This window comes from Robinsoniella sp. KNHs210 (assembly GCF_000686105.1).
GTDB lineage: Bacteria > Bacillota > Clostridia > Lachnospirales > Lachnospiraceae > Robinsoniella > Robinsoniella peoriensis.
Window position 1 is genome coordinate 4,577,812 of the sequence record NZ_JMLZ01000002.1, and the last position, 14,587, is coordinate 4,592,398.

The 14,587-nt window shown below is 40.0% G+C and carries 19 protein-coding genes; 17 read left to right on the forward strand and 2 right to left on the reverse strand.

Annotated elements, in window-relative coordinates; all coding sequences use genetic code 11:
* Positions 1 to 7 precede the first annotated feature (7 nt).
* From rpsE to CD03_RS0126520, 17 genes are all read left to right on the forward strand, one after another.
* The gene (rpsE, locus tag CD03_RS0126440; protein ID WP_044289690.1) at positions 8 to 517 is read left to right on the forward strand and encodes a 30S ribosomal protein S5; all 510 of its coding nucleotides are present in this window, start codon (positions 8 to 10) and stop codon (positions 515 to 517) included.
* Between the two features lie 14 nt (positions 518 to 531).
* Positions 532 to 714, forward strand: coding sequence for a 50S ribosomal protein L30 (gene rpmD / locus CD03_RS0126445; protein WP_027296195.1), 183 nt, complete (start codon positions 532 to 534; stop codon positions 712 to 714).
* 23 nt (positions 715 to 737) lie between these two features.
* Positions 738 to 1,178 carry a 50S ribosomal protein L15 gene (rplO, locus tag CD03_RS0126450; protein WP_027296196.1) on the forward strand — a complete coding sequence of 147 codons (441 nt, stop codon included), beginning with the start codon at positions 738 to 740 and terminating at the stop codon, positions 1,176 to 1,178.
* Complete coding sequence (secY, locus tag CD03_RS0126455; protein ID WP_027296197.1) at positions 1,178 to 2,494, forward strand: preprotein translocase subunit SecY; 1,317 nt, start codon at positions 1,178 to 1,180, stop codon at positions 2,492 to 2,494. Before rplO ends, secY begins: the two co-directional genes overlap by 1 nt.
* 155 nt (positions 2,495 to 2,649) lie before the next feature.
* A complete protein-coding gene (locus tag CD03_RS0126460; RefSeq protein WP_027296198.1) occupies positions 2,650 to 3,294 on the forward strand; it encodes an adenylate kinase in 645 nt (214 codons plus the stop codon).
* Positions 3,295 to 3,298: 4 nt separating this feature from the next.
* Positions 3,299 to 4,063, forward strand: coding sequence for a type I methionyl aminopeptidase (gene map / locus CD03_RS0126465; protein WP_027296199.1), 765 nt, complete (start codon positions 3,299 to 3,301; stop codon positions 4,061 to 4,063).
* Positions 4,064 to 4,075: 12 nt separating this feature from the next.
* The gene (locus tag CD03_RS0126470; protein ID WP_027296200.1) at positions 4,076 to 4,384 is read left to right on the forward strand and encodes a KOW domain-containing RNA-binding protein; all 309 of its coding nucleotides are present in this window, start codon (positions 4,076 to 4,078) and stop codon (positions 4,382 to 4,384) included.
* The gene (gene infA / locus CD03_RS0126475; RefSeq protein WP_027296201.1) at positions 4,385 to 4,603 is read left to right on the forward strand and encodes a translation initiation factor IF-1; all 219 of its coding nucleotides are present in this window, start codon (positions 4,385 to 4,387) and stop codon (positions 4,601 to 4,603) included. It abuts the gene before it with no gap.
* Positions 4,604 to 4,740: 137 nt separating this feature from the next.
* Entirely contained in the window at positions 4,741 to 4,854 is a 114-nt protein-coding gene (rpmJ, locus tag CD03_RS0126480) for a 50S ribosomal protein L36 (RefSeq protein ID WP_003497809.1), read from the forward strand.
* 318 nt (positions 4,855 to 5,172) lie between these two features.
* Positions 5,173 to 5,541: a 30S ribosomal protein S13 gene (rpsM, locus tag CD03_RS0126485; protein ID WP_027296202.1), complete on the forward strand. Its 369-nt coding sequence runs from the start codon at positions 5,173 to 5,175 to the stop codon at positions 5,539 to 5,541.
* Positions 5,542 to 5,602: 61 nt separating this feature from the next.
* Positions 5,603 to 5,998 carry a 30S ribosomal protein S11 gene (gene rpsK, locus CD03_RS0126490; protein WP_027296203.1) on the forward strand — a complete coding sequence of 132 codons (396 nt, stop codon included), beginning with the start codon at positions 5,603 to 5,605 and terminating at the stop codon, positions 5,996 to 5,998.
* Between the two features lie 18 nt (positions 5,999 to 6,016).
* On the forward strand, positions 6,017 to 6,610 hold the full coding sequence (gene rpsD, locus CD03_RS0126495; RefSeq protein ID WP_027296204.1) for a 30S ribosomal protein S4: 594 nt from the start codon (positions 6,017 to 6,019) through the stop codon (positions 6,608 to 6,610).
* A gap of 60 nt (positions 6,611 to 6,670) precedes the next feature.
* A complete protein-coding gene (locus tag CD03_RS0126500; RefSeq protein WP_027296205.1) occupies positions 6,671 to 7,630 on the forward strand; it encodes a DNA-directed RNA polymerase subunit alpha in 960 nt (319 codons plus the stop codon).
* Positions 7,631 to 7,764: 134 nt separating this feature from the next.
* Positions 7,765 to 8,301, forward strand: a complete 537-nt coding sequence (locus tag CD03_RS0126505; protein WP_027296206.1) for a bL17 family ribosomal protein — start codon at positions 7,765 to 7,767, stop codon at positions 8,299 to 8,301.
* Between the two features lie 82 nt (positions 8,302 to 8,383).
* Entirely contained in the window at positions 8,384 to 9,403 is a 1,020-nt protein-coding gene (locus CD03_RS0126510; protein WP_330377492.1) for a LacI family DNA-binding transcriptional regulator, read from the forward strand.
* Between the two features lie 303 nt (positions 9,404 to 9,706).
* Positions 9,707 to 11,647, forward strand: coding sequence for a PTS beta-glucoside transporter subunit IIBCA (locus CD03_RS0126515; RefSeq protein WP_027296208.1), 1,941 nt, complete (start codon positions 9,707 to 9,709; stop codon positions 11,645 to 11,647).
* 25 nt (positions 11,648 to 11,672) lie between these two features.
* The gene (locus CD03_RS0126520; RefSeq protein ID WP_027296209.1) at positions 11,673 to 13,133 is read left to right on the forward strand and encodes a glycoside hydrolase family 32 protein; all 1,461 of its coding nucleotides are present in this window, start codon (positions 11,673 to 11,675) and stop codon (positions 13,131 to 13,133) included.
* A gap of 439 nt (positions 13,134 to 13,572) precedes the next feature.
* On the opposite strand, the gene CD03_RS0126530 is transcribed toward CD03_RS0126520, so the two are convergent.
* Positions 13,573 to 14,052 carry a hypothetical protein gene (locus tag CD03_RS0126530; RefSeq protein WP_027296211.1) on the reverse strand — a complete coding sequence of 160 codons (480 nt, stop codon included), beginning with the start codon at positions 14,050 to 14,052 and terminating at the stop codon, positions 13,573 to 13,575.
* Positions 14,046 to 14,258 carry a helix-turn-helix transcriptional regulator gene (locus CD03_RS0126535; RefSeq protein WP_027296212.1) on the reverse strand — a complete coding sequence of 71 codons (213 nt, stop codon included), beginning with the start codon at positions 14,256 to 14,258 and terminating at the stop codon, positions 14,046 to 14,048. The genes CD03_RS0126530 and CD03_RS0126535 overlap by 7 nt, the downstream gene beginning before the upstream one ends.
* Positions 14,259 to 14,587 lie beyond the last annotated feature (329 nt).

Sequence of the window (14,587 nt, forward strand, 5' to 3'; positions counted from 1 at the left end):
AGAACACATGAAACATACAATTATTGATGCTAGCAGCTTAGAATTGAATGAAAAAGTAGTATCAATTAAACGTGTTACAAAAGTTGTTAAAGGTGGTCGTAACTTCCGTTTTACAGCTTTGGTAGTTGTTGGTGATGGCAATGGACACGTTGGCGCTGGACTTGGTAAAGCTACTGAGATTCCAGAAGCTATCCGTAAAGGAAAAGAAGATGCTGCTAAAAAGCTCATCAATGTATCTTTAGATGACAATGCTAGTATTCCACATGATTTTCAGGGTAAATTCGGTGGTGCTTCCGTATTGTTAAAGAGAGCTCCTGAAGGTACCGGTGTTATCGCTGGTGGTCCTGCACGTAGCGTACTTGAGCTTGCAGGCATCAAGAACATCCGTACAAAATCTTTAGGATCAAACAATAAACAAAACGTAGTACTTGCAACAATCGAAGGCTTAAGACAGATCAAGTCTCCTGAAGAAGTTGCTAGACTTCGCGGAAAATCTGTTGAAGAGATTCTGGCGTAAGGAGGATTTGAAAAATGGCAGATAAAGTAAAAGTTACATTAGTTAAATCTACAATTGGTGCTATTCCAAAACATTGTGCCACTGTAGCAGCTTTGGGACTGAAAAAAGTTAATAAATCAGTTGAATTACCAAACAACGCAGCTACCATGGGAATGGTTAAACAAGTACAGCACTTAGTGAAAGTAGAAGAAATCTAAATTATTGATAAGGAGGTGTCGTGATGGATTTATCAAATTTACAGCCTGCTGAAGGTTCAAGACAAAGTGATAACTTCAGAAGAGGACGTGGACACGGTTCAGGAAACGGTAAAACTGCTGGTAAAGGTCATAAAGGACAGAAGGCTCGTTCAGGAGCAACAAGAATTGGCTTCGAAGGTGGACAGATGCCTTTATACAGACGTATTCCGAAGAGAGGTTTCACGAACAGAAATACTCTTGACATTGAAGCAATCAACGTTAGCGAGCTTGAAAGATTTGAAAATGATACCGAAGTTACCATTGAAACATTAATGGAAGCAGGTGTTATTAAAAGTCCAAAAGATGGTGTTAAGATACTTGGCAACGGTGAACTTACAAAGAAGCTTACTGTTAAAGTAAATGCCTTCAGTGAAGGTGCAAAAACTAAAATAGAAGCACTTGGTGGAAAAGCAGAGGTGATCTAATGTTAGAGACGCTACGAAATGCATTTAAAATTAAGGAAGTACGAAAAAAGATTTTCTTCACGTTTTTGATGCTGGTAGTAATAAGATTGGGCTCTCAGCTTCCTGTTCCAGGAGTGGATCGAACATTCTTAGCCAATTGGTTTGCAAACCAGACCGGAGATGCATTTAATTTCTTTAGTGCATTTACCGGTGGCTCTTTCGAGAAGATGTCAATATTCGCTTTGAATATTACACCTTATATTACATCTTCGATCATTATCCAGCTTCTTACCATTGCAATTCCAAAGTTAGAGGAAATGCAAAAAGAAGGGGAAGATGGCAGGAAGAAACTTACTGCTATTACCCGTTATGTAACGGTTGCTTTAGCATTAATTGAATCAATTGCCATGGCAATTGGTTTTGGTAACAAAGGATTAATTCCGGATATGAACTTCCTGAAAGCATTTATGGTTGTAGTTTCCTTAACAGCTGGTTCTGCTTTCTTAATGTGGGTTGGTGAACGTATTACTGAAAAGGGTGTTGGAAACGGTATCTCTATCGTATTGATGATTAATATTCTTTCAAGAGTCCCTTCAGATTTATCTTCACTGTATACTACATTCATAAAAGGAAAATCAGTTGCCCGTGGTTCACTGGCAGCGTTAGTAATCCTGGCAGTTATAGTAGTTACCGTTGTTTTAGTTATACTATTGAATGATGCACAGAGAAGGATCCCTGTTCAGTATGCAAAGAAAATGCAGGGCCGGAAGATGGTCGGAGGCCAGTCCACACATATTCCGTTAAAAGTAAATACAGCCGGAGTTATCCCGGTTATCTTTGCGTCTTCCCTGATGTCTATGCCGACTGTAATCGCATCGTTCTTAGGAAAGACCGGAGGAACTGGTGTTGGCGCTACAATCCTTGGAATGATGAGCCAGAACAACTGGTTTAGCCCGAAACAGCCGATTTATTCGGTTGGTTTGGTGCTGTACATTGTCCTGATCATTTTCTTTGCTTATTTCTATACATCCATTACTTTTAATCCAATTGAAGTAGCGGATAATATGAAGAAGCAGGGTGGATTTATTCCAGGTATACGTCCTGGTAAGCCAACCACAGACTACTTAAACAAAATTTTAAATTATCTCGTATTTTTAGGAGCTGTAGGACTTACAATTGTTGTTATAATTCCAATCTTCTTTAATGGAGTATTTGGTGCATATGTTTCCTTTGGTGGTACATCCATCATCATCATCGTAGGTGTTGTTCTGGAGACATTAAAGCAAATTGAATCACAGATGTTAGTACGTAATTATAGAGGCTTCTTAAGTGAGTAAACAGTGTACTGCATCACTTATCGTTATCTGCGCAGGCAGGTAACGATAGGTGGGTAGTGCACTTAAATGCTATATAGGATGGATTATATCTGTTCATGGTTCTGAGCAGATAGGATGGATTATCATAAATGTCCAAGGAAAGGCAGGGGTAAAGTATGAAGATTATCATGTTAGGTGCACCAGGAGCCGGTAAAGGAACACAGGCTAAGAAAATAGCGGATAAGTATCAGATACCGCATATTTCAACAGGTGATATTTTCCGTGCTAATATCAAGAACGGAACGGAACTGGGTAAAAAAGCAAAAACTTACATGGACAAGGGATTATTAGTACCGGATGAACTGGTAGTGGATCTGGTAGTAGACAGAGTACAGCAGAGTGATTGTGCGAATGGCTATGTTCTGGACGGTTTCCCGAGAACAATTCCTCAGGCAGAAGCATTAGATGCAGCACTTGCTAAATTAGGCGATAAAGTTGATTATGCAATTAATGTGGAAGTTCCGGACGAAAATATCATTAACCGTATGGGCGGAAGAAGAGCCTGTGTAGGCTGTGGTGCTACATACCATGTTGCATATAACCCTCCCAAAGAGGAAGGATTCTGTGACATTGACGGCGAAAAGCTGATCTTAAGAGAAGATGACAAGCCAGAGACTGTTAAGAAGCGTCTGGATGTATACCATGATCAGACACAGCCGTTAATTGAGTATTACAGCAGCAAACAAATATTAAAAGAAGTAGATGGCACGGTAGATATGGAAGACGTATTTACAGCTATCGTACAGATATTAGGAGTGTAACACTATGTCAGTAACAATAAAGTCTGCAAAAGAAATTGAACTTATGAGAGAAGCTGGAAGATTACTGGAGATTACTCATAATGAATTGGCAAAGGCAATCAAACCGGGGATATCTACCTGGGAAATTGATCAGCTTGGCGAGCAGATTATCAGAAGCTTTGGCTGTACTCCTAATTTTCTGAATTACAACGGATATCCGGCATCTATCTGCGTTTCTGTTAACGACGAGGTCGTACATGGAATTCCCTCTAAAAAGCGTATCCTGCAGGAAGGGGATATTGTCAGCTTAGATGCAGGACTTATCTATAAAGGCTTTCATTCGGATGCAGCCAGAACCCATGCGGTGGGCGAAATCAGTAAGGAAGCGAAACAACTGATTGAAGTAACAAAACAGTCTTTCTTTGAAGGTATCAAATTTGCAAGGGCAGGGCATCATCTGCATGAGATTTCAGCCGCTATTGGAGCATATGCTGAGAGCTTTGGCTACGGAGTGGTTCGTGACCTGGTTGGCCATGGAATCGGCACCAGCCTGCATGAGGATCCACAAATCCCTAATTTTTCCCAAAAGCGCAGAGGTATCCGCCTTCAGCCTGGAATGACCCTGGCAATAGAGCCAATGATTAATGCCGGACGATACGATGTCGAATGGCTGGATGATGATTGGACGGTAGTCACAGAGGATGGTTCCTGGTCTGCCCATTATGAAAATACGGTATTGATTACTGAAGATGAGCCCGAAATTTTAACTTTGGGACATATTGATGAATAATGAGGGCAAAAAATGGAAAGATTTGAGATAGGAATGCTGGCTGTATCAAGAGCCGGCCATGATAAAGACTGTCTGTATGTAATAAGTGCCATAGATGGTGAATATGTATATCTGACGGATGGAAAGGTGAAACCCCTTGAGCGTCCCAAGAAAAAGAAGAAAAAACATATCCAGGTGATCCGCATGATTCCGGGAGATTTGTGTGGTGCACCTATGGATTCACTTAAAAATGAAGATATCAAACGAGTAATTAAGCATTATCGTAAATCACAGAAAATAGATAATGTCAATCAGGTGAAGAAAGTTTCAGGAGGTTTTTAAATGTCAAAAGTAGATGTTATTGAAGTAGAAGGAACTGTGTTAGAAAAATTACCAAATGCGATGTTTAAAGTAGAATTAGAGAATAAGCATGTAGTTTTAGCACACATCAGCGGAAAGTTACGTATGAATTTCATCCGTATACTTCCGGGTGACAAGGTTACAATCGAATTATCACCGTACGATTTAGATAAAGGCCGTATTATTTGGAGAGATAAGTAAAAAAAGTCAATATTTTGCTTGCATTTCCAATATATTCGTGATATAATTTGAGTCGAACTTTTTGTGAAGACACCATGTTTCGGTGTCGCAGTTTGCCCAAATACCGGGCGTTAAATGGTGTGAAAGGAGGATTTACCATGAAGGTTAGATCATCAGTGAAACCTATTTGCGAAAAATGCAAAATCATCAAAAGAAAAGGAAGTATCAGAGTAATCTGTGAAAATCCGAAGCACAAACAGAGACAGGGATAAGATCTGTTTGTAAAGTTTTATTTTAGTGCGGCTGCAGCAGGACTCACCAGGGTGTGTTGTTACTGCTGATGACAATATAAAGTGGAGACTCGCTCCACCATATATTGCTTATAATACCGGATGCATGCATACCACCTCGTTCAGTAATGGGGGGCATTCGGAAAGGTCGTATTTCAATGCGGCTGGGCAGGACCATCTATCCGTGCCTCAATTAAGGACAATATAATTAAGGTTTCGAAAGGCGCACACATTTCAGACATGCAAAAGGCATGGGCTGCGCGGCATCGTAATCTTACAAGAAAATGGAGGAAATATTACATGGCTCGTATTGCTGGTGTAGACTTACCAAGAGAAAAACGTGTAGAAATTGGATTAACTTACATCTACGGAATTGGTAGAGTAAGTGCAACAAAAATTCTGGAATCTGCAAAGGTTAATCCGGACACTCGCGTCAGGGATTTAACTGATGAAGAAGTAGGAAGAATTCGTGACGTAATTGATGAAACACAGACTGTAGAAGGTGATTTAAGAAGAGAAATCGCTCTTAATATCAAGAGATTACAGGAAATCGGATGCTATCGTGGAATCCGTCATAGAAAAGGACTTCCGGTTCGTGGACAGAAGACAAAGACCAATGCCAGAACCAGAAAAGGTCCTAAGAGAACAGTTGCTAACAAGAAGAAATAATATTGTATTTACGAAAATTACAAACTTTATTAAAGAATATGAGAAAGTAGGTTAGTTTAAAATGGCTAAAAAAGTTACCAAAAAAGTGACAAAAAAGCGTGTAAAGAAAAACGTTGAACGCGGACAGGCACACATTCAGTCATCTTTCAATAACACAATCGTAACATTAACTGATGCTGAAGGAAATGCTTTATCATGGGCAAGTGCTGGTGGTCTGGGATTTAGAGGTTCAAGGAAATCTACTCCATATGCTGCACAGATGGCAGCTGAAACAGCTACAAAAGCAGCATTAGTACATGGTCTTAAGACTGTAGATGTTATGGTAAAAGGACCAGGTTCAGGACGTGAAGCAGCGATTCGTGCTCTTCAGGCATGTGGTCTTGAAGTAACTAGTATCAGAGACGTGACTCCGGTTCCACATAATGGATGCCGTCCACCAAAACGCAGAAGAGTCTAATAGGAGGGGTAGAGTAAGATGGCAGTTAATAGAGTTCCTGTTCTTAAAAGATGTAGATCACTTGGATTAGATCCAATTTACTTAGGAATAGATAAAAAATCCACTAGAGAATTAAGAAGAGCAAACCGTAAAATGAGTGAGTATGGTTTGCAGTTAAGAGAAAAACAGAAAGCAAAATTCATTTATGGTGTTTTAGAAAAACCTTTCAGAAACTACTATAAAAGAGCTGAGAAAATGACGGGTATGACTGGTCCTAACCTGATGATCTTATTAGAGTGCAGATTAGACAACGTATTGTTCCGTGCAGGACTTGCAAGAACTAGAAAAGAAGCTAGACAGATCGTTGACCACAAGCACGTATTAGTAAACGGCAAACAGGTTAATATCCCTTCTTATTTAGTAAAAGCAGGCGATACTATCGAAATCAAAGAGAAATGCAAAGGTTCTCAGAGATACAAAGATATTTTAGATGCAACAAGTGGAAGACTTGTTCCTGAATGGTTAGATACTGAAGCAGAAGCTTTAAAAATTTCTGTTAAAGAAGCACCAGCCAGAGAAGCAATTGATGTTCCAGTTGATGAGATGCTTATCGTCGAGTTGTATTCTAAATAATCCTTAAAGTGATTTCGTCACCCTCAAAAAAATGATAACCCAAAAGGAGGGGCTTTTATAGTGTTCGATTTTAATAAACCCAAAATTGAGATAGCTGAGATATCAGACGATAAGACCTACGGAAGATTTGTTGTGGAACCTTTAGAGAGAGGTTACGGAACGACGCTTGGTAATTCTCTTAGAAGAATCATGCTTTCCTCATTACCGGGAGCTGCAGTAAGCCAGGTGAAGATTGAAGGCGTGTTACATGAATTCAGCTCGATTCCAGGTGTAAAAGAAGATGTCACTGAGATCATTATGAACATCAAATCACTGGCGATTCAGAACAACAGTGAGACGAATGAAGCTAAGGTTGCATACATCGAATTTGAAGGCGAAGGCGTAGTAACAGCTGCTGATATTCAGGCAGACCAGGACATTGAGATTCTCAATCCTGACTTAGTCATCGCAACTTTAAATGGTGGTGCAGACAGCAAATTATACATGGAACTTACCATTACAAAAGGCAGAGGATATGTAAGTGCTGATAAGGGTAAAAACGATGATATGCCGATTGGTGTAATTGCAGTGGATTCTATTTACACTCCGGTAGAACGTGTTAACCTGACTGTTCAGAATACACGTGTAGGCCAGATTACCGATTACGATAAACTGACATTAGACGTATATACGAACGGAACATTAGCTCCTGATGAAGCAGTCAGCCTTGCAGCGAAAGTCTTAAGTGAGCATTTAAGCTTATTCATTGACTTATCAGAAAATGCGAAATCCGCAGAAGTAATGATTGAAAAAGAAGACAATGAAAAAGAGAAAGTGTTAGAAATGAACATTGACGAATTAGAGCTGTCTGTTCGTTCTTACAACTGCTTAAAGAGAGCCGGTATCAATACCGTAGAAGAATTGTGTAACAGGACTTCGGAAGATATGATGAAGGTTCGTAACTTAGGACGTAAGTCTTTAGAAGAAGTATTAGGAAAATTGAAAGAACTTGGATTACAGTTGAACCCAAGCGACGAATAGTTGCTGGTGAATACTTCCCGAACTAGCTTCGGGAAGGTACCGGTGATAATAATAAAACATTATGGACAAGAAAGCATTTATGAAGTAAGCCCGAAGAGCATTCTTAAATGTTCCACATATGGAGGAAATATAAAATGGCAGGTTATAGAAAACTTGGAAGAACTTCCAGTCAGAGAAAAGCATTGATCAGAAATCAGGTTACCGCTTTACTCCACAATGGTAAGATCGTTACAACAGAAACCAAAGCAAAAGAAATCCGCAAAGTTGCAGAAGGCTTAATTGCTATGGCTGTTAGAGAAAGAGACAACTTTGAAACTGTTACAGTTACTGCTAAAGTAGCTCGTAAAGACAAAGATGGCAAAAGAGTGAAAGAAGTTGTAGATGGTAAGAAAGTTACTGTTTATGATGAAGTTCAAAAAGAAATTAAAAAAGACAATGCTTCCAGACTTCATGCCAGAAGACAGATGTTAAAAGTACTTTATCCTGTAAAGGAAGTACCGAAGGAAGCAGCTGGTAAGAAAGCAAATGCAAAACAGGTTGATTTAGTAGATAAATTATTTACCGAAATCGCTCCTAAATATGCAGACCGTAACGGTGGTTATACAAGAATCGTAAAGATTGGCCTTCGTAAAGGTGATGCAGCTATGGAAGTTCTGTTAGAGCTTGTATAAGAGCAATAGACTCCCGCTAGATTTTTAGCGGGAGCTTTTTTACAGTTGTTATGAAATCGATACCTCAAAATAAATAATTGTTATAAGGAAGGTAGAAAACATTATGAATATCAGCGAAATAGCGGAATTAGCAGGGGTTTCCAGAGCTACGGTTTCCAGGTATTTTAATAATGGCTACATAAGTGACGAGAAAAGGGAAAAGATCCGTGATGTAATAGAGAGGACTGGTTATGTACCATCGATGTCCGCTCAGGCTCTTCGTACCAAGAAGTCCAGGCTGATCGGTGTTATCGTGCCAAAGATCAGTTCTGAGTCAATCAGCAATATGGTAAATGGAATCAGCCAGATACTTACAAAAAACGGTTATCATATATTGCTTGGCAATACAGAAAACAATTTACAGAAGGAACTGGAATATATCAATGTCTTTCGTAACAACCATGTGGATGGTATTGTGTTCATTGCTACAGTATTTACGAAGAAGCATATTGAAGAATTAAAATCTCTGGATGCACCGGTTGTGATATTGGGACAGGAACTGGAAGGGTATTGCAGTGTCTTTCATGATGATTATCATGCAGCAAGGGATTTGACAGAGAGTATGATACAGGCAGGCTGCCGTAATATCGGTTATCTGGGAGTTACCGAAAAGGATCGTGCGGTAGGTGTGGATCGTAAAGAAGGCTTTTTGAATGCGCTTAAGGCGTCAGGCGGAGACGTGGATAGGAAAGCCATGCGTGTATGTGAGTTTAATGCAGAATCCGGCTACCGGCAGATGAGACAGCTCCTGGAAGAGAAGCCGGATCTGGATGGAGTGGTGTGCGTTACCGATAGTATTGCACTTGGCGCTATTGAATGTATTAGGGAAAAAGGGCTGCGCATACCGGAAGATATATCCGTCGTGGGCATGGGTGACAGCCAGTTTTCAAAAGTTATTACGCCAAAACTGACCACAGCCAGATATTTTTATGAGCAGAGCGGACAGGAAGCAGCCGAAATGCTGGTAAATCTTATTGATGCAAAAGAAACCCATGTAAAAAAGCTTAAACTGGGCTATGAAATTATTCAAAGGAATTCTGTAAGAAAAAAAGAAGATCAGTAATAAAGGAAATAATAAATATAGCAAGAAATAAACCTTAATAAAGATAAAAAATGCCGCATATTGGGATCTGCCAGTTGCGGTATCTTTTTTGGATGTCTGGTCTGCAGGCTATTAGTAAATTTATACAAAAACAATCCCTGAAATTTAGCGTAGTTTCATAATTTACAATTCGGAGAAAAGCGTGTAAAATACAATTAAAGAAATGGGATCGATACCATATAATATTTCTCATAATTATAAGGAATATTATATGGTAATAATTCAACATTATGTGAGATCGATAACATATGGAGGAGGAGAAAAATGGATTACAGAAAAGTGGCACGGGAGATTTATGAGCAGATCGGCGGCAAAGAGAATTTAATCTCAGCAGCCCATTGTGCAACAAGACTTCGTCTTGTTATATCCGATAATGGAAAAGCGGATAAGGAAAAGGTAGAAAATATAGACGGGGTGAAAGGGGTCTTTTTCGCCCAGGGGCAGATGCAGATTATCCTGGGTACGGGTGTGGTGAATAAAGTCTATGATGAATTTATTCAAATTGCAGATATCTCAGAAAGCAGTAAAGAAGAATTAAAGCAGGCTGCAGCATCAAAGGCGAATCCATTGCAGAGACTGATTAAAACTCTGGGTGATATCTTTGTTCCAATTATCCCGGCTATTGTAGCCAGCGGTTTTTTAATGGGAATCATGGAAGCTTTAAACTTTATGGTTGCCAATGGATTCCTGGATATTAATACTTCCGGTTCCATCTATGTCTTTGCAAAAATCTTCAGTAATACGGCCTATACATTTTTACCGATTCTCATTGCATACAGTGCAGGTAAAGTATTTGGTGCCAATCCGTTTTTGTCCGCAGTAATCGGTATGATCATGATCCATCCGGATCTGCAGAATGCCTGGTCAGTGGCAACCGAAGGAGTGCAGGCTACACAGAGTGTCTGGTTTGGACTATACAGTGTAGATATGGTAGGATACCAGGGACATGTCATTCCTGTAATTATATCCGTAAGGGTTCTTGCACAGATTGAAAAAAGGCTTCATAAAATTGTGCCTGCAATGTTTGATCTGTTTGTTACACCGTTAGTCAGCGTATTTGTCACCGGATATTTAACGCTTTCTATCATAGGTCCGGTTTTTGTAACTGTTGAAAATGGACTTTTAGATGGTGTCCAGTGGCTGATTGCCCTGCCACTTGGTATTGGCAGTTTTATCATGGGCGGCGCCTATGCTACAACCGTAGTTGCCGGGGTACATCACATGTATACCATCATAGATCTGGGACAGATTGCAAAATTTGGAATGACCTTCTGGCTGCCTCTTGCCTCGGCAGCAAATATGGCACAGGGTGGAGCAACACTGGCTGTGGCAATTAAGACAAAGGACCTGAAAATAAAAGCAATGGCCGTTCCGTCTGCATTAAGTGCATTTATGGGCATTACAGAGCCGGCGATCTTTGGTGTAAACCTTCGCTTTGTTAAGCCCTTTATCATGGCATCCATAGGGGGTGCATGCGGTGCCCTCTATGCATCTGTGGTTGGACTTGGAGCAACAGGGACAGGAGTAACCGGGATCTTTGGTATTCTGCTTTGTCTGAACCAGCCGGCACATTACCTGATCATGATGCTGATCTCAGCGGGTACGGCATTTGTACTTACGTGGCTATTTGGTTATAAGAATCAGGTTAAAGAAGTGGAAAGTGTAAATCAAATAAAAGTTAACAGAGAAAATCAAAAAGAAGTTAACAGTGAAAAAATAGAAGAGGGTGAGAAAATCCTACCGGAAGCAACTGACAATAAAACTGTTTTCAGTCCGTTGAAAGGTAACGTCATTCCCATATCCGAAGTAAAGGATGAAACATTTGCTTCGGAAATGTTGGGCAAAGGAGTTGGAATTTTGCCTTATGCAGATCGGGTGGTTGCACCTTTTGATGGAACAGTCACCACATTTTTTGAAACGAAACATGCCATAGGGCTTACCAATCAGGACGGTCTGGAAATTTTAATCCATGTTGGAATAGATACGGTGAATCTGAAAGGGGAACACTTTAAAGCATATACGAAAGAAGATGCAGCGGTGAAGAGGGGTGACCTGCTTCTGGAGTTCGACAAAAAATGTATCGAGGAAGTCGGATACGATACAACTACAATGGTGATTGTCACAAATACCGATGACTATGAAAGTGTAAATTGTAAAACCGGGCAGCCGGCAGAAGAACAGGATGTAATTATTGAGATTTGCTAATTTAAGATATCAGAGGAGCGGTATTATGAATGCGATGAACAGAGATTTGATGAAGCTTGTGGCGGAGAAGGAGCAGAATGCCTGGAAGAAATGGGATGAGGATCATTGGCGCCCTGGATTTCATCTGATGCCGGTAACCGGATGGCTGAATGATCCCAATGGCCTTTGTTTTTATAAAGGAGACTATCACGTTTTTTTTCAATATTCTCCCTTTGATGAAAATGGCGGAGTAAAGTTCTGGGGACATTATAAAAGTAAGAATCTGACGGAGTGGAAGTATCTGGGAGCCGCCCTCTATGCAGATCAGCCTTATGACTGTCATGGAGTCTATTCAGGATCGGCATATATAGAAGATGATACGATGTATTTGTACTATACCGGCAACGTGAAACATTTAGGCGATTATGACTATGTAAATAATGGAAGAGAATCCAATACTGTGCTGGCAGTCAGTAAAGATGGATTGCACTTTGAAAATAAGAACTGTATTATGACAAATAAGAACTATCCACCCGATTGTACCTGCCATGTAAGGGATCCGAAAGTCTGGCGTGAGCATGATCGTTATTATATGGTACAGGGAGCCAGAAGGCAGGGATCTGCGCCGGGAAACGATTTTGGGGAAGTACTGGTCTTTGAATCAGTAGATAAAGTAAACTGGCAGATACGGGATCGGATAACCAGTGAGTTACCATTTGGATATATGTGGGAATGCCCCGATTATTTTCCATTGGATGGGATGAATATTCTTGCTGTCTGCCCTCAGGGTGTAGAGTCGGAGGGAATCAGGTACCAGAATCTTTATCAATGCGGTTATTTTGCGGCAGATAAAAAGATCACGTCACGGTGCAGGCTGGGAGGTTTTACGGAGCTGGACTTTGGCTTTGATTTTTACGCGCCCCAGACATTTCAGGATGAAAAAGGGCGGCGGGTTATGATCGGCTGGGCAGGTATGCCGGATGCAGATTATGAAAATCCTACGGCACAGAAAGAAAACTGGCAGCACTGTCTGAGTGTACCACGGGTACTGGAATGGAAAAACGGACAGATTTACCAACGGCCTGCAGAGGAACTGCAAATGCTCCGTCAGGAAAAAATAACGGGAGAAATAGCAGGCAGTTATGTGAAAAAAGATCTATCAATGTATGAATTGGAGCTTTTTGTAACTGGGGGTTTTGAAATACGGATTGCAGAAGATCTGTCCATCAGCTATGATCCGGTCAGCAGGAAGGTAGTTCTAAGTTTACATGGCAGACTGGCTGCCGGGAGAACCTTAAGAGCAGTGCTTGTGGATAAAATGGAAAAGATACACTTACTTGTGGATAACTCAATACTGGAGATCTTTATAAATGAAGGTGAAAAAGTAATGACTACGAGATTTTATCCCAATGAAAGCGTGCATGAAATGATGATAAAAGCAGACAATGGAAAATTCAATTTATGGAAGCTGAATAAAATGGAATTCCAGAAGGGCTCCATATATTGATAGATATTGACACAATTGAAATGAAAATTTTTAAGCAGACGAAAAAGATAATATAGTTAATGGAGTATAATCAAAAGGTATACGAACGGCAATAATCCTTCGTATACCTTTTTGGATAGAATTCTTCCGCATATACAGCTGCTTTTACCCAATTCAAAGAGACCTGCGCAGCAGTACCTTTGACAATGATTTTTTCCAAGACTTAATCCTGCAGACGGTACGTGGGGAAATAATCAGAAAAAAGGCTGCTGTGAGAATAAGTCCCGTACCTAAACCTGATATAAAGTGAGTAAGTTCTTCCGGAAAAAATGTGAAATTTACCATACGTATCAGATTAGAGGTGAGAATAAACATAGATCCGATAATGAGTAATTTTATTTTTGGGTTTTCATTCATCATTTCAATCACCTGCCTATACTTTTACAGTTAAAAAGGACTGTTAATATTTATGCTGGTAATAAAACTTCGTTATTGCAAGCAGAAGCATGAATGCCATGGCTGTACAGAGCAGTGTTTTAAAGATAACCAGGTTAAAGAAACTGGAAATTAACATCGCCAGATATATCAGTATAAGAAGTATAAGCAACGCTGAGTGGACTGCTTTCTGGGCAATTGCCTGGTTGCGTTCATCCTGCTCCTTCAGTCTTGCAGTATGAACTTTTTTCTTATCCTTTAAGGTAAACCGGATTTTGACGATTAACAGGATTCCGCCCAAAATCAACCCGGTGCCCATACCGCAGTACAGTCCTTTAGAATAGTCAGAAAGATAAGCATGATTTCCCGATGAGAAATAGAGTGAGCATAGAATCGTTATTATGCCAAGGGCGATCATAATAAAAAAGTAGGCAGTACGTTTTTTCAGGATGTTGGTAAATTCCTGATCATTTGCAGCAGTAGGTGCTAAGGTTTTCATTAACATATATTTTCCTCCTCCAGATCAAAAATAAAAATATCTTCAATAGTTAATTGAAAGTACTGGGCAATCTTGTGAGCCAGAACCAAAGATGATTTGTATTTCCCATTTTCCAGGGAAATTATGGTCTGACGTGTGACATCCACCGCATCAGCCAGTTCGCTTTGTGTGATTCGTCTTTCTTTTCTAAGTATCTGAATCCGATTTTGCAACCATCCACTTCCTTTCCGAGCAATTTATAATTATACTCCGCTGTATTTAGATTTGTATTTGTAGATAGCAGATCCAATTCTATGCTTAAATGTATAGTTAACTTTACAATTAAAGTATAGTGCGCTTTACATTAAATGTCAAGTGTATTTTACTTTTTGGATTATTATTTCTAAGTTTACCGTGTGTGTTGGGTTTCGGTGAGAAAGGGAAGCAGTGTGCGGGCAATCATCCCCACTTACCCGTCACCCAGACACTTGTTTTGCAAATTCGGTTAAATACGACTAAATTCTGCATGCAGGGGCATAAATAAAGGAAAAGGTATGATAGA

Excerpts from the sequence above, each read along its gene's own strand:
- rpsE (WP_044289690.1), top strand. The coding sequence starts at position 8 with ATGAAACATACAATTATTGATGCTAGCAGCTTAGAATTGAATGAAAAA.
- rpmD (WP_027296195.1), top strand. The coding sequence starts at position 532 with ATGGCAGATAAAGTAAAAGTTACATTAGTTAAATCTACAATTGGTGCT.
- rplO (WP_027296196.1), top strand. The coding sequence starts at position 738 with ATGGATTTATCAAATTTACAGCCTGCTGAAGGTTCAAGACAAAGTGAT.
- secY (WP_027296197.1), top strand. The coding sequence starts at position 1,178 with ATGTTAGAGACGCTACGAAATGCATTTAAAATTAAGGAAGTACGAAAA.
- CD03_RS0126460 (WP_027296198.1), top strand. The coding sequence starts at position 2,650 with ATGAAGATTATCATGTTAGGTGCACCAGGAGCCGGTAAAGGAACACAG.
- map (WP_027296199.1), top strand. The coding sequence starts at position 3,299 with ATGTCAGTAACAATAAAGTCTGCAAAAGAAATTGAACTTATGAGAGAA.
- CD03_RS0126470 (WP_027296200.1), top strand. The coding sequence starts at position 4,076 with ATGGAAAGATTTGAGATAGGAATGCTGGCTGTATCAAGAGCCGGCCAT.
- infA (WP_027296201.1), top strand. The coding sequence starts at position 4,385 with ATGTCAAAAGTAGATGTTATTGAAGTAGAAGGAACTGTGTTAGAAAAA.
- rpmJ (WP_003497809.1), top strand. The coding sequence starts at position 4,741 with ATGAAGGTTAGATCATCAGTGAAACCTATTTGCGAAAAATGCAAAATC.
- rpsM (WP_027296202.1), top strand. The coding sequence starts at position 5,173 with ATGGCTCGTATTGCTGGTGTAGACTTACCAAGAGAAAAACGTGTAGAA.
- rpsK (WP_027296203.1), top strand. The coding sequence starts at position 5,603 with ATGGCTAAAAAAGTTACCAAAAAAGTGACAAAAAAGCGTGTAAAGAAA.
- rpsD (WP_027296204.1), top strand. The coding sequence starts at position 6,017 with ATGGCAGTTAATAGAGTTCCTGTTCTTAAAAGATGTAGATCACTTGGA.
- CD03_RS0126505 (WP_027296206.1), top strand. The coding sequence starts at position 7,765 with ATGGCAGGTTATAGAAAACTTGGAAGAACTTCCAGTCAGAGAAAAGCA.
- CD03_RS0126515 (WP_027296208.1), top strand. The coding sequence starts at position 9,707 with ATGGATTACAGAAAAGTGGCACGGGAGATTTATGAGCAGATCGGCGGC.
- CD03_RS0126520 (WP_027296209.1), top strand. The coding sequence starts at position 11,673 with ATGAATGCGATGAACAGAGATTTGATGAAGCTTGTGGCGGAGAAGGAG.
- CD03_RS0126530 (WP_027296211.1), bottom strand. The coding sequence starts at position 14,052 with ATGTTAATGAAAACCTTAGCACCTACTGCTGCAAATGATCAGGAATTT.